Below are 13,819 nucleotides of genomic sequence, written 5' to 3'. Positions count from 1 at the left end.
ATATCATGTAACTCCCGTTTTTTATTTGCGTCAATAAAGGAAAAGGAGGTTGGGGACGCGGTTTTGGACTAAAATCCATGTGTTCCGTAATTTTCCTTCGGCTGCAAGTGCAATTTTTTTCTGAAAAATGGTAGTATTAAGTGGTGCCGAAGTAACGGCCATTTAACGAGTAAACATAACCAAGTGACTTTGAATTTAAAACTGTTGGCTGCACCTCTTACGGAAGCATGCCGCAGGGATAATTACAGTCAAAAAAAAGCAATGATCGGAGTAGGTGAACTACATATGTGCGGTTTTATCGGTTGTGTCCATGAACAAGAACAAAGTTTCAGGGACGATGAAAAGAAGATTTTTAAATGCATGAATGATATCATTACCCATCGCGGGCCGGATGATGATGGATACTATTTTGACGAGCATGTGCAGTTTGGCTTCAGGCGATTGAGCATTATTGATATCGAATGTGGCGCCCAGCCGCTGACATATGAAAACGAACGTTATTGGATTATTTTCAATGGCGAGGTCTACAACTATGTCGAGCTTCGTGAAGAGCTAGTAAAGGAAGGGCTGACATTTTCGACAAGTTCGGATACGGAAGTCATCCTCGCCCTGTACAGCCATCTGAAGGAAAAGGCTGTCCAGAAGCTGCGCGGGATGTTTGCGTTTGTCATTTGGGACAAACAGGAAAAGACGCTGTTCGGCGCCCGCGACCATTTTGGAATCAAGCCGTTCTTTTATTATGAAGGCGATGGCAAGACGTTTTTTGCCTCAGAGAAAAAGAGCATCCTGCTTGCGCTCAACAAAGAGGAGCTGAATTATGATTCGCTCCAGCATTATCTGACATATCAATTCGTTCCGGAGCCGGAGACGATGACAGAAGGAATCCATAAACTTGAGCCGGGCCATTATTTTACAAAAAAAGCCGGCGGGAAAATGGAAATTAAACGGTACTGGAAAGCGAATTTCACTCCTGTTTTGAAATCCGAGGATGAGTTCGTCAAGGAAATCAGGGAGGTGCTTTTCGATTCAGTTAAAATGCATATGCGGAGCGATGTCCCTGTCGGCTCTTTCCTGTCCGGCGGTATCGATTCTTCAATCATCGCCTCAATCGCGAAGGAATACCATCCTGCCATCAAGACGTTTTCGGTCGGCTTTGAGCGGGACGGCTTCAGTGAGATTGATGTGGCGAAGGAAACGGCCGATAGGCTCGGCGTGGAAAATATCAGTTACGTGATCACCCCGGAGGAGTATATGGCCGAGGTTCCGAAAATCATGTGGCATATGGATGATCCGCTTGCCGATCCGGCCTGTGTTCCGTTGTACTTCGTCGCACGCGAGGCCAGGAAGCATGTAACGGTTGTCCTGTCTGGTGAAGGCGCGGACGAGTTGTTCGGCGGATACAATATATACCGCGAACCGGGCGACCTCGAAGTGTTCAACAAGATTCCACGGGTAGGGAAAGTTCTTTTAAAAGGAATTGCCAGCATGATGCCTGAAGGAACACGGGGCAAAAGCTTTATTGAACGCGGTGTAACCCCGATGGAGGAGCGCTATATCGGGAATGCGAAAATGTTCACCGAGGAAGAAAAGCGCGAATTGCTGAACGTGTACCGCGAAGGGCTTGATTTTACCGATATTACGAAAAAGCTATATTCTGAAAGCGAAGGCTATAATCCAGTCGACCGGATGCAGTATATCGATATCCATACGTGGATGCGCGGAGACATTCTGTTGAAGGCGGATAAAATGACGATGGCGCACTCACTCGAACTCCGGGTACCGTTCCTGGATAAGGAAGTGTTTGACATCGCCTCAAGGATTCCAGCCGATTTGAAAACGGCCAACGGCACAACGAAGTATATTTTAAGGAAAGCGGCCGAAAGCTTTGTTCCCGCGCATGTACTCAACAGGAAGAAGCTTGGCTTCCCAGTGCCAATCCGCCACTGGCTGAAGGACGAAATGAACTCATGGGCAAAGGATATCATCCGCGAGAGCAACACGGACCACTTGTTCAACAAGCAGTACCTGCTTAAGCTGCTCGATGACCACTGCCTCGGAAAAGCAGACAACAGCCGGAAAATCTGGACAGTACTGATGTTCATGGTTTGGCATCAAGTGTACGTTGAAGATAAGTATTCCTTTGGCGCGAAGCAATCGTATCAGGCCATGAATTAGAATGTTGTTAAAAAGGAGCTTCCCGCTTGTATAGAGGGGAGCTCCTTGCTTTTTTATCAAAAGTCGCTGGCCGCGATTGATCTGCTTATTTCAGGTTTAGGGGTGTAAGGCCCTTATAATACTGGGCTTTTTCGGCATATTCCCTTGTAATCCTCTCCATCTCCTTAATGTCTTCCTCGTTTAGTTCGCGGACAACTTTTGCCGGTCTTCCGAGCGCCAGTGTCCGGGGAGGGATTTTTTTGCCGGGAGGAACGAGGCTCCCAGCCCCGATAAAGGCGCCTTCGCCTATTTCAGCCTTGTCGAGGATAATGGAGCCCATCCCGATTAGCGCGTTTTTCCGGACGATGCAGCTGTGCAATGTGCACTGATGGCCGACCGTTACTTCATCCTCGAGGATGAGCGGGTTGCCGGGGCTTTGGTGGAGGACGGAATTGTCCTGGATATTGACCTTTTTGCCGATGATTGTAGGCGCGATATCGCCCCGGATGACCGTGTTGTACCAGACACTTGATTCAGGGCCGATTGCCACATCGCCCGAAATGGTGACGTAATCTGCGATGAATGCGGTTTCATCTATTTGCGGATACTTGCCTTTATACGGATAGATCATTGAATACTCCCCTTTATCTTTTTCATACATTGAAAGTGTACCGGATTATGTCCATTACTTGCAAAGCAAAATGGGTATCACGGGGACAATTCTATGTTATTATTCTTTTAACGTTAGTTTTCGGTTGCTGCTTAAGTATTCATAATATAGAACTTTGTGAATAACTCGAATAAAGTTATTGTAATCCAGCTCAGCGTCTAGCCCCTCGAGTTCGCTTCGGTCCTTCAGCGCTTGTCGGGGCTAATCAAGGCGCTTGCGCATTTTGTGCTAGGAGGAAGATTTATGTGGAAATGGGAAGCAGACGGCGAAGCAAAAGCCGTCATCGTGATGGTGCACGGAGCGATGGAGCATCATAGGCGCTACGGGTGGCTGATTGAAATGTGGCGCTCATCCGGGTTCCATGTCATCATGGGCGACCTTCCCGGCCAGGGGATGACCACGCGCGCATACCGTGGCCATATCGATTCGTTTGATGAATATTTAACTGAAGTGAAGGAATGGATAGAGGCGGCGTATATATACGGCTTGCCGGTTTTCCTGTTGGGGCATAGCATGGGCGGGCTGATTGCCATCAGGCTCCTGCAGGAAGAAAAACTGACAATAGCTGGAGTGATTCTGTCATCTCCATGCCTCGGGCTTGTCCATGAGCCGCCAAAGTTTATCAACTTCCTTTCCTATGGCCTCAACCTTGTAATCCCTTCACTAAGAATGAAATCGGGGATTACGGTTAAGATGGCGACACGGAACAAGGAAGTCCAGGAATTTGATTTGAATGACACTCTTTATGTGACGAAGGTTTCGGTCAGGTGGTACCGGGAGCTGCAGGATGCGATGAAAGCAGCGTTCCATGATCTTGGGCACATCCAGGACGTCCCAGCGCTTGTCATGCAGGCGGGGAATGATTTGATTGTCAGCAAGAAAGCGGTCAGGAGCTGGTTCAACCAGGCGCCGCTATCGGAAAAAAGGATCAAGGAATGGCCGGAATTCTACCATGAAATCTTCAATGAACCCGAGCGTGACAAGGTATTTGAATACGCCCACGACTTTGTCAATGGCCAGTTGCGGGAAATCGGTTATGTAATTGACTAGACTACAAAATGCCAGCACGGGCATCCACAAGTGATATCAGGCACGGGGATTAACCCGTCCCGGATTCCAGAAGCCCGTGCTTTTCGAATGATAGGTGATAACAATGGCAATCCCAATGAAACCGGCCAGTTTAATGGCTACAACATACCGGAAGATTTTCCCGGCAGTTAAAGACGAATTATCTTATTGGAAAAAAAGGGCCGAAGCCATCCCGAATAAGGAACTGCGCACACAGGCTTTGGCGAGCATAGACACGAAAGCGTTCCATTGCGAAGGCGGGGCCATCCTCGCGCTCATCGCAAAAGAAGAGTATAAAAAGGCGATTTCGTTCATCGTTGCCTACCAGACAATTAGCGATTATCTTGATAATCTTTGCGACAGGAGTACGTCGCTTGACCCGGATGATTTTGCAAGCCTCCATGATGCGATGTTCGATGCGCTCATCCCGGGCGAGCCGCACGGTGATTACTACAGCAAGCGTGAGGACAGGGATGATGGCGGTTACCTTGCAGAGCTTGTCGGAAAATGCAACTCAGTCCTCGCTTCCATGGAGAGGTATCCGGTTATCAGGGACCACCTTCTCGAATTGTGCGGCTTCTACTGCGAGCTTCAGGTACATAAGCATGTTACCCCTGAAGAGAGGGAACCACGCCTGCAGGAATGGTTTGCGCGGCATAAAACACGGATGCCGGAAATGGAGTGGTACGAATTTTCCGCCTGCTCCGGTTCGACGCTCGGCATTTTCTGCCTTGTCTCGTATGCCCTTGGGAGCGATTTTAGCGAACGGGAAGCGGAAAAGGTGATGAACGGTTATTTCCCTTATATCCAGGGGCTTCATATCCTGCTTGATTATTTCATCGACCAGGAGGAGGACCTCGCGGGCGGGGATTTGAATTTCTGCTTTTATTACAAAAACCAGGAAACGCTGTTCAATAGGCTGAGGCATTTTATGGAAGAGGCGGACCGGCATACGGAAGGGCTGCCGAACCAGCGATTCCATAGGCTGATCAACCGGGGCCTGCTGGGCATTTACTTGTCCGACGAAAAGGTCCGCAAGCAGGAAGGGGTCCGGAAGCTTGCGAAAAAAATCATCAAGTATGGCGGCCCTGTCAGCCGATTTTTCTATGTTAACGGCATCGCCTACCGTTTTTTCCAAAAAGTCATGCCAAATTAACAAAGAGGCATCCACAGTATTTATTTTGCGGATGCCTCTTTTTTACCTTTTTTCGATAGCAATTATGAAAGGTGGATTGTTCTTCTGATTGATGAACTCATATTGAAGGACATGCGCCTCTTTCTGGTCAAGCTCGCTTGCAAATTCGAGCAGGCTGTCGCGTTCGTTTGCCCCTCCCTCGTGTCCGTGATAGATGACGAGGACAATGATTCCGCCGGGTGCCATTATTTCGAGCAACTGTTCAATTGCCGCAATCGTTGTTCCAGGTTTGGTGACAATGCTCTTGTCACTTCCCGGCAGATAGCCAAGATTGAAAATGGCCCCCTGCAGTTTCCCGTGATACTTGGCGGGAATCAGCTCCATGGCCCGTTCATGGCCGGCATGGAAAAGTGTTGCCCCCCTTTTCACACCATTTTCGGCAAGCCGTTGCTTAGTTGCCTCAAGCGCCTCCGATTGGATGTCGAACGCAAAAACCATTCCATTTTCGCCTGTGAGCCGGGTGAGGAAAAGCGTGTCATGGCCGTTTCCCATTGTCGCATCGATAGCGGCACCGCCTTCCGTGACGGCTTTTTCCAACAGGATCCTTGCAAAAGGAAGGACGCCATCAAGCTTCATTGCAACTACCTCCAATTTCTCTTGCACCTATGCGGCTTTTATAAAACTTTCCTTGCCAGCTGTCCCGCCGCTTTAGTTCCGCATCAATTGAGTTCAGCACTTCCCATTTATTGACGCTCCACATTGGTCCGATCATCAAATTGATTGGCCCGTCCCCGGTTATCCGGTGGACGATCATTTCAGGCGGCAGGAGCTCCAGCTGGTCACAAACAAGATTTACATACTCATCGAACTTGAGGAATTCAAGGAGCCCTTTGTCATACTGCTTCACCATCGGCGTTCCTTTGAGGAGATGGAGCAGGTGAATTTTGATTCCCTGCACGTCAAGTTTCGCAACTTCACGCGCTGTTTCAAGCATCATCTCTGTCGTTTCAAGGGGCAGGCCGTTGATAATATGCGTGCAAATGCGGATATTATGTTTGCGGAGCTTTGCGACGCCTTCTTTGTAGCAGTTGTAATCGTGCGCCCGGTTGACCAGGCTTGCAGTCCGTTCGTGGATAGTCTGCAGGCCAAGCTCGACCCATAAGTACGTGCGCTCATTCAACTCTGCCAGGTACTCGACGACATCATCGGGGAGGCAGTCTGGCCGAGTCGCAATTGATAGTCCGACAACGCCTTCCTGCTTAAGGACGGCCTCGAATTTTTCACGCAGCTCGGAAACGGGCGCATGTGTATTCGTAAAAGCCTGGAAGTAGGCCATATACTTGCCATTCTTCCATTTCGTGTGCATTTTGTTTTTTATTTCATGGAATTGGGTCTCGAGTTCATCCGCCCGCTTTCCGGCGAAATCACCCGACCCTGCGGCGCTGCAAAATGTACAGCCGCCATGTGCGACTGTGCCATCCCGGTTGGGGCAGTCAAAGCCGCCATCGAGCGCCACCTTGAAAACTTTGTGGCCGAAGTGGCCCCGAAGATGATAATTCCACGTATGATATCGTTTAGTGTCCATTGCATATGGAAAAGGGCTGGTTTGCGCCAATTCGCACACCTCATTTTTTTACTGTCATTTTGTTGTTGATATTTTGCTTCCCGCCGGATGAACAGGGAGGCACAAACTGAATTTTAACACGAATGGCTTCTTCAGGCTATTTCATTTCTTCCCACTAATTATCAGCTCGGAGACGTGATAGCTGGCGGCTGGGTGAACACACTAAGTATGAAGCTGCTGTTGCAGGTTCCGGCCCGGAAGGAAAACGGGACGTATTACCAATGTTAGGGGGGACTTCATTGGCAACCCGGCAATCAATCGAGGATTTCATCGGCAAATGCCAGCAGACAATCGAATTTGCCCAGGATCAATACAATCATACAGCCAGGCAGGAGCATTACAATGCCGAGGGGTATACTGAAGCGCTAAAAGCTCTCGAAGATGCTTACAATGATATGACTATTCTTGCCATGAGCGCCAATTCCCAGCAGCGCGAACGGCTGAACAGGATGAGGCTTCAGCTCCAGGGCATCCAGAATGACTTGATTCTCCAAAGGCATTAGGAGGGCGTGACTATGAAAAAAAGATCGAAAAAGAATAATCCCGAACAAAAAACACGGAATGGCTACAACAGCCAGGATGTAGAGGTTGGAACCGACCTAAATTTGATTGACCGAGCGAAAAGGGCTTATGAAAAGACAGGCGGCCAGCCGGTGAAATCGAAAATGCATGTTGAAAACAACAAGTATTAGCCATTGGCCAGGAAAGATGGAACTTCCTCCCAAGGCAGTGCCCGTATGGGTGCTGCCTTTTTGGATGATTTTTGCTCCGCTTCACCCCTATGTTCATAAAATCTTCACAATTCGAATCCTTCCTAAACTCCTTTAAAACCATTCCTGTTCCTTGATTTTCCTAAAACCACAAACTACAGAAACTTGCCGTTCACAATTTGGAAACGAGTCAATTTATTTTTGTGATGTTGGTCACAGAATGAGGGGGGGTTCCATGGTTTAAATAAGGTAGCAAAACAGCGGAAATCCTTTGTTAAAGCCTCAACTTCTGCGGGTTTGGACAGATTTTCTTTTGAAAGGAAGAGTGGACGATGGTTAAAAAAGTTATCGCCTGTTTTTTAGTGATGGTTCTTATGCTGCCCGTTTCAGTACTTGGAGAAGAAAAGGAAAACGGGATTTTGAAGATGGAGGAGCTGTCCATCCAGGTTATGCCTGAATTCGCCATTCATCCGAATGACAAAGAAACAAGAAAGCCACCGCTCCTGATTGGCTACCAGGGCAGCCTGATCAACAATTCAGGCAAAGCGCAAAAAGGAAAAATTGAAATTCCCCTGCCCGTGAATGAGGACAATTTCCGGATTGGGTTCGTCGCCGATTATTCCAGCGACCTGTCACAAATGTTTGAGATAAATTATGAGCTCGATGTGAAAAAAGGGACGATCGCCTGGGAAACGAGCCGGGCAATCGAGCCAAATGACCAATATAAATTCGTGATCGAGTTTTACACCGATGCAATCAAAACAAAAGGCACCAAAAAGGTTTTGGATTATTCGTTTAAAAGCTTCGCCGACATTATGCTTGTCAACCTGACCGTACTTGAGCCAATGGAGGCAGCCAATGTGAAGCTCACCCCCTCGGCAACCGAAGCTCCGCATGAGAATCCGTACGGGCTGAAGATGCATACGTACCAGGTAAAAGGGATGAAGGCAGGCGAGGCGAAAGATTTCACACTTTCCTATGACCGGAAAGAAACTCGGACGACGAATGAGCTGCTTGAGGCTGCCGGAAAGACGGCCGAGCCAGCCAAGGCTGCCCAAACGGAAAAAATGCCGCTAGGCCTTACGATTGCCGGTATTAGCGCGGCAAGCCTGCTTGCGTGCGGGTTGCTCCTCCTTTTTTTGAAAAAAAGGCATACTTCAGCCGTGACAGCATCTTTTGAACCCGCTGGCGTTGGTACTAAAAAAGCGCAGCTCCGGAAAATGCTTGTCGATGGGACGATTACCGAAGCAGAGTACAATGAACTTCATAAAAAACTTAACCTATAAAAATGAAAGGAGGCCGACAGCATGTATATTGTTGGAAATGCATCTTTAATCCTTGGAATATTGCTGTCGGCCTATATTCTTGCCGCAACTGCCATGGGCATCAGGTCACAGAGCCAGCAGTGGCTTGGCAGCGCGAGGGGTGGAGTCTTCGGGGTACTCCTAGTATCCATTTCGGCATCCAGCCTGCTCCTTTATTTCCTGGCAGCCGGCAAGTACGAGTATACGTATGTGGCTTCCTATACAAACGAGAGCCTTCCGCTCATCTATAAGCTTTCCGCCTTCTGGGCGGGAAATGCCGGGTCGCTCTTGTTCTGGACGCTGTTGCTTAGCATGTACACGGCAATCATCGCCTTTTCGAAAAACAGCAAGTATACGCCATATGTCCTTGCAGTACTTTCAATGAACCTGCTTTTCTTCTTTGGGGTATTGCTGGGGCTGGCCAACCCGTTTGAACTCTCGGAAACCATCCCCGCGGACGGGAATGGGCTGAATCCGATGCTGCAAAACCCGGGTATGGTCGTCCATCCGGTCACACTGTACCTTGGCTATGTCGGATTGGCGGTTCCGTTCGCGTTTGCGATGGCTTCGCTGATGATAAAAAGCATGGATTCGGCATGGCTGAGGCTGACGAGGAAATGGACCCTCGCCTCATGGATGTTTTTGACCGCGGGCAACCTTATCGGGGCGTGGTGGGCATATGTCGAGCTTGGCTGGGGTGGCTACTGGGCATGGGACCCGGTTGAAAACGCTTCGTTTATGCCGTGGCTTACTGTATCTGCGCTGCTCCATTCGGTGATGATCCAGGAACGGAAAAATATGCTCAGGAAATGGAACCTGTTCCTTGTCATTCTGTCATACGGACTGACCTTGTTCGGAACCTTCCTCGTCCGAAGCGGCATCCTGACCAGTGTGCATGCCTTTGCCGACAGCAGCCTTGGTACATACTTTTTCATTTTCCTGTCATTCATGGTCCTGTTCGCGGCCTACATGGTTGTATCGCGTTACCGGCTCATCAATAACGGGAGTGTACCGGTCACGACTTACTTTTCAAAGGAAAACAGCTTCCTTTTAAATAACTATATTTTGCTCGCCGCGGCCTTCGCCGTTTTTTGGGGAACGATCTTCCCGCTTGTTTCTGAAACATTTCTAGGCGTGAAAATCAACACCGGCGCCCCTTATTTTAAACAGGTTATGGGCCCGATCCTGCTCTCGCTCATTTTGCTTATGGCAATTTGCCCGGCCATCCCTTGGGAAAAAGCAAGCCTGTCACGTTTCCTGAGGCAGATCAGTTTGCCCCTCGGGCTATCCGTCCTGTTTGCTGTCTTTCTGGCGGGGAGCGGCGTCAATGGACTGTTTGCCATTATCGGGATATCGGCTTGCGTGTTCATGCTGGCAACACATGCGATGGAAATCATCCTGGCAGTCAGGGCAAGGAGAAAGGCGACATCCGAAAACGCGGCAACAGCCTTATTGAAGCTTTTTACAAAAAACAGGCGAAGATACGGCGGCTATCTTGTCCATATTGGAGTCGGGGTACTTGCTGTCGGCATCATCAGCTCCCAGGCCTATCCGCTCGAACTGATTAAAACGGTAAACAAGGGTGAGAGTTTCACTATCGGGAGCTACGAGTTAACGTTCAATAGCTTTAACAAAGTAAAAAAAGCCGACAGGGACATCATTTTTGCAGAAATGGGAGTAGCCTATAAGGGGGAAAAACTTGCCCCGGTCCACCCGGAAAAAATCTATTATGACAACTGGGCGGAGCCATCGACAGAGGTGGCTGTAAAGTCGCGATGGAATGAGGATTTGTATGTAGTCCTCAGCTCGTGGGAAACGAAAAACAAGATTACTGTCCTTGCCAGGGTGAATCCGTTCGTCAGCTGGATTTGGACTGGGGGATATATTATGCTGGCGGGCATCCTGGTAGCCTTATCGGGCAGAAGGCAGACAGCTGGAGCTGCCATTGTGCAGCATGTCACAAAAAGGGAGGCGATCCGATGAGCAGAAAAGCAATCTTTCTTCTGGCGTTCTTCCTGGCGTCGCTTCCCGCGGCCGCATTTGCCTCCTTTTCGGAAAATTCCCCGGAATTCAGGGAAGTAACAAGCCAGCTTAATATGGATGGCCACTCTGAACATGATCTTTCAACATGCAAAGTGCGGAAAGCCTATAACAGTGAAGTGGTTGAGATGCTGAACAAAGGTATGGAGCCGAAGGATATTATCAGCTATTACACGGATGAACTCGGCCCCGGGGCACTGAAGGTTCCCGAAAAGATAGGAAGCGGGCTGCTCGCCTGGCTAATGCCGATTGCGGGGCTGGCGGGCGGAGGGGCAATAGCGGCGGTTGCCATGAAAAGGATTACAAAGAGGAACATGCAAAAAGAATCAGCTTGTTTTGCCGGAGAGCCGTTAAGCGGTAGGGAATACGAAAGCCTGGAAGAAACGCTCGACAACGAGCGGAGGAAGTATTTTTAACAAAAAGGGGGCGGTGGGTTTGCTGTACATCATAACGATCAGTGCGCTGCTTGTCTCGGCCTGCCTTTACCTTGTCATCGCACCCTTTTTTGGGGGAGACAGGCTTGCGGCAACAGCCGAAACTGAAAAAGGCCTTGAGTTGAAACAAGTGTATGAGGCCGTCAATGAATTTGAAATGGACGTGTTAATGAACAAGATTTCGGCTGAGGATTTTAACATCCTGAAAGAGTCGTATTACCGCCTTGCAGCAGAAACCATTGAAGAGAAGCGCGAGGTGGATGAAGATATCCGGAAAGCGCTTGCCTTCATCCGCTCAAAAGCAAACACAGCGGATGCCGGACAATAAGTGTAAATGTGGCCGGAACGCCCGAAGCAATAATGGAACTGATTAGAACACATTGGTGTTTTAATAGATAAACATTTACCTGGGGAGGTGAAAGAATGTTTAAGAAACTTTTGGCGATTGATAAAAAAATACTCATTTTCGCCGCGCTCTTCGCGGGGATTGTCCTGTCTGTTGTGACTGTGAAAACGATGGCCTATACGGACTCGCCGGATTTCTGCCAGAGCTGCCACATCATGGACTCTGCGTACGGATCTTTTACGGATTCGACACATTCGACTTTATCCTGCAATGACTGCCATTTGCCGCATGATAGCGTGGCTAAGAAGCTGGTATTCAAGGGAAAGGCCGGAATGGGGCATATGTACTTTAATACGCTCGGGACCGAAAAAATCCCGAACGTGCTGCATGCAACCGAAAAGACAGAAAGGGTTGTCGAGCAAAACTGTATTACATGCCATGAAAGCACACTCACAAACATAGAGCACGATGCAAAGGAAAGCTGCACGACATGCCACCGCAGCGTGCCGCATGGAAAGAATTTTAAAACAAAAGAATTCAATAAGCCGCCTAAGTCCGGCGAGCTGCTTGAACATAAGGGAGGGTTTTAAGGATGTCCAAGTTCCGTTTCGGAGCATACTTGATGCTTTTGGCATTCATTCTGATTATTACGGGCTGCAGTTCCTCCAGTGAACAGGCAGCCGCCAAACCGAAAACAACAGGTCTTTCCAAAGATGAAATCTCAAATGAAGCATTCAAGGACATGTTTCCGCTTCAATACAACAGCTACATGAAGAACGAAAAAATGTCGGACACGAAATACAGCGGTTCCGTCAAACGTTCAAAATATGACCCGGACAAAGAGCCATACCTGCCAATCCTATTTAATGGATATGGTTTTGCAACTGAATATAACGAAGACCGCGGCCACGTTTATGCGCTCGAGGATGTGAAGAATGTCGCAAGGATTACCGATAAGTCGGTTGGTTCCTGCTATACATGTAAATCGACCGCTGTGCCGAAAATGATTGAAGAAATGGGCGAGAAGTATTGGAGCGCCAATTTTAAAACAGAGATTTTCCCTAAGGGTGAAAAGATGGGCCATTCGCCAATCGGCTGTTCCGACTGCCACGACCCGCAGACAATGGACCTTCGCGTAACGCGGCCAAGCTTCGTAAAAGCGATGGAGCGAAAGGGCATCGATGTATCAAAGGCGACAAAGAATGACATGCGCAGCTATGTGTGTGGCCAGTGCCACGTTGAATATTACTTCGACGCAACCAACAGCGAAGTAACCTTCCCGTGGGACAAGGGCTACAAGCCGGAAGACATGTATGAATACTATTCGACAATCGCCAAGGAAAAAGGCTTTGAAAAAGACTGGATCCACAATGTTTCCGGAACCCCAATGCTGAAGGCGCAGCACCCGGATTTCGAAACATTCATGGAAGGCACCCATGGCAAAGCCGGCGTTGCATGCGCGGATTGCCATATGCCGTATGAACGGGTCGATGGCAAACGCAAGATTTCATCGCACTGGTGGACGTCCCCGCTTAAGACAATGAAATCATCGTGCGGAACATGCCATGGCGACAGGGACTTGGATAAGCTGGAAGCAAGGGTGATGGAAATCCAGGATACCCACATGAGGCAATTGCATACGGCGGAAGAAGTTTCCATCAATGCGCATTACTATGTGAATAAAATGATCACCACAGGCGTCAAGTCGGATAAGGTAAAAGCGGCGCAAGAGCATGTAAGGAAAGCCCAATGGTTCTGGGACATCGTCGCTGCGGAGAGCTCCGCAGGCTTCCATAATCCACAGGGAGCGATGGATTCCCTCGCAGTTTCAATCGAAGAATCGAACCAGGCAATCCAGATTGCAACCGAAGAGTTGGTTAAAAAAGGCGTCAATATCGATAAACTGAAAGAGGAAATCGAAAAGGCGAAAAACGCTGTAACAGGCGAAAAGGATAACTTCCAGAAGAAAACACACGCCATCAATGGGGAATTCCCTGCACAGCAGCCGGTTGTTCCGGCAACACCGAAAAAGTAAGCTCAGCCGGGATTTATCTGGAAGCTTGAGCGCCAATAGTCTCAATGGAAGCACTGTAGCCATTTTGGTTACAGTGCTTTTCTCTTATTTGGGATAAAAAGCATTGCACAGTTTTGGGAAAAGGAATAGAATATCCTTTGTGTTTGGAAATGGGAAACAACTTTTTAAAGAAATATGTCTAGCTCTGCGCCCGGCGCCTAGTGTACTTCGGCCCCCTTGCTACGATAAGCCAACATCGATTCGTTTGTGCTCATCGTGCTTCGTGGTCTCAAGTCCATACGACGCTAAACGGGGCGCTT

The 13,819-nt window shown here is 48.7% G+C and carries 14 protein-coding genes; 11 read left to right on the top strand and 3 right to left on the bottom strand.

The window, feature by feature from the left end; translation table 11 throughout:
• Positions 1 to 285: 285 nt before the first annotated feature.
• Positions 286 to 2,175 (top strand): asparagine synthase (glutamine-hydrolyzing), encoded by a 1,890-nt coding sequence (gene asnB, locus ADU24_RS15350; RefSeq protein ID WP_053367457.1) that lies wholly within the window; start codon positions 286 to 288, stop codon positions 2,173 to 2,175.
• A gap of 85 nt (positions 2,176 to 2,260) precedes the next feature.
• Here asnB and ADU24_RS15345 read toward each other — a convergent pair whose 3' ends face one another.
• A complete protein-coding gene (locus ADU24_RS15345) occupies positions 2,261 to 2,785 on the bottom strand; it encodes a gamma carbonic anhydrase (protein ID WP_053367456.1) in 525 nt (174 codons plus the stop codon).
• Positions 2,786 to 3,067: 282 nt separating this feature from the next.
• Between ADU24_RS15345 and ADU24_RS15340 the strand changes: the two genes are divergently transcribed.
• Both ADU24_RS15340 and ADU24_RS15335 read left to right on the top strand, forming a co-directional pair.
• Complete coding sequence (locus ADU24_RS15340; protein ID WP_053367455.1) at positions 3,068 to 3,874, top strand: alpha/beta hydrolase; 807 nt, start codon at positions 3,068 to 3,070, stop codon at positions 3,872 to 3,874.
• Positions 3,875 to 3,977: 103 nt separating this feature from the next.
• Positions 3,978 to 5,048 carry a tetraprenyl-beta-curcumene synthase family protein gene (locus ADU24_RS15335; protein ID WP_053367454.1) on the top strand — a complete coding sequence of 357 codons (1,071 nt, stop codon included), beginning with the start codon at positions 3,978 to 3,980 and terminating at the stop codon, positions 5,046 to 5,048.
• Positions 5,049 to 5,090: 42 nt separating this feature from the next.
• On the opposite strand, the gene ADU24_RS15330 is transcribed toward ADU24_RS15335, so the two are convergent.
• Both ADU24_RS15330 and ADU24_RS15325 read right to left on the bottom strand, forming a co-directional pair.
• Positions 5,091 to 5,663 (bottom strand): class I SAM-dependent methyltransferase, encoded by a 573-nt coding sequence (locus ADU24_RS15330; protein ID WP_053367453.1) that lies wholly within the window; start codon positions 5,661 to 5,663, stop codon positions 5,091 to 5,093.
• Complete coding sequence (locus ADU24_RS15325) at positions 5,653 to 6,642, bottom strand: TIGR01212 family radical SAM protein (RefSeq protein WP_053367452.1); 990 nt, start codon at positions 6,640 to 6,642, stop codon at positions 5,653 to 5,655. The genes ADU24_RS15330 and ADU24_RS15325 overlap by 11 nt, the downstream gene beginning before the upstream one ends.
• A gap of 248 nt (positions 6,643 to 6,890) precedes the next feature.
• Between ADU24_RS15325 and ADU24_RS15320 the strand changes: the two genes are divergently transcribed.
• The 8 genes from ADU24_RS15320 to ADU24_RS15285 all read left to right on the top strand — a co-directional run bounded on the left by ADU24_RS15320 (position 6,891) and on the right by ADU24_RS15285 (position 13,520).
• Positions 6,891 to 7,154 (top strand): YtzC family protein, encoded by a 264-nt coding sequence (locus ADU24_RS15320; protein WP_053367451.1) that lies wholly within the window; start codon positions 6,891 to 6,893, stop codon positions 7,152 to 7,154.
• Positions 7,155 to 7,166: 12 nt separating this feature from the next.
• Positions 7,167 to 7,343 (top strand): hypothetical protein, encoded by a 177-nt coding sequence (locus ADU24_RS15315; protein WP_053367450.1) that lies wholly within the window; start codon positions 7,167 to 7,169, stop codon positions 7,341 to 7,343.
• A gap of 350 nt (positions 7,344 to 7,693) precedes the next feature.
• The gene (locus tag ADU24_RS15310) at positions 7,694 to 8,647 is read left to right on the top strand and encodes a hypothetical protein (protein ID WP_053367449.1); all 954 of its coding nucleotides are present in this window, start codon (positions 7,694 to 7,696) and stop codon (positions 8,645 to 8,647) included.
• A gap of 21 nt (positions 8,648 to 8,668) precedes the next feature.
• Complete coding sequence (locus ADU24_RS15305) at positions 8,669 to 10,648, top strand: heme lyase CcmF/NrfE family subunit (RefSeq protein ID WP_053367448.1); 1,980 nt, start codon at positions 8,669 to 8,671, stop codon at positions 10,646 to 10,648.
• Positions 10,645 to 11,121 (top strand): cytochrome c-type biogenesis protein CcmH, encoded by a 477-nt coding sequence (locus tag ADU24_RS22660; protein ID WP_082306934.1) that lies wholly within the window; start codon positions 10,645 to 10,647, stop codon positions 11,119 to 11,121. Before ADU24_RS15305 ends, ADU24_RS22660 begins: the two co-directional genes overlap by 4 nt.
• 19 nt (positions 11,122 to 11,140) lie before the next feature.
• A complete protein-coding gene (locus ADU24_RS15295; RefSeq protein ID WP_053367447.1) occupies positions 11,141 to 11,467 on the top strand; it encodes a hypothetical protein in 327 nt (108 codons plus the stop codon).
• Between the two features lie 95 nt (positions 11,468 to 11,562).
• Positions 11,563 to 12,075, top strand: coding sequence for a NapC/NirT family cytochrome c (locus tag ADU24_RS15290; RefSeq protein WP_053367446.1), 513 nt, complete (start codon positions 11,563 to 11,565; stop codon positions 12,073 to 12,075).
• 2 nt (positions 12,076 to 12,077) lie between these two features.
• Entirely contained in the window at positions 12,078 to 13,520 is a 1,443-nt protein-coding gene (locus tag ADU24_RS15285) for an ammonia-forming cytochrome c nitrite reductase subunit c552 (RefSeq protein WP_053367445.1), read from the top strand.
• The last annotated feature ends 299 nt before the right edge of the window (positions 13,521 to 13,819 follow it).

The sequence above is a fragment of the Bacillus sp. FJAT-27245 genome (assembly GCF_001273955.1).
Lineage (GTDB): Bacteria > Bacillota > Bacilli > Bacillales > Cytobacillaceae > Bacillus_D.
The sequence above is the reverse complement of the archived record's forward strand: the minus strand, read 5'-3'. Positions and strand labels throughout refer to the sequence as shown.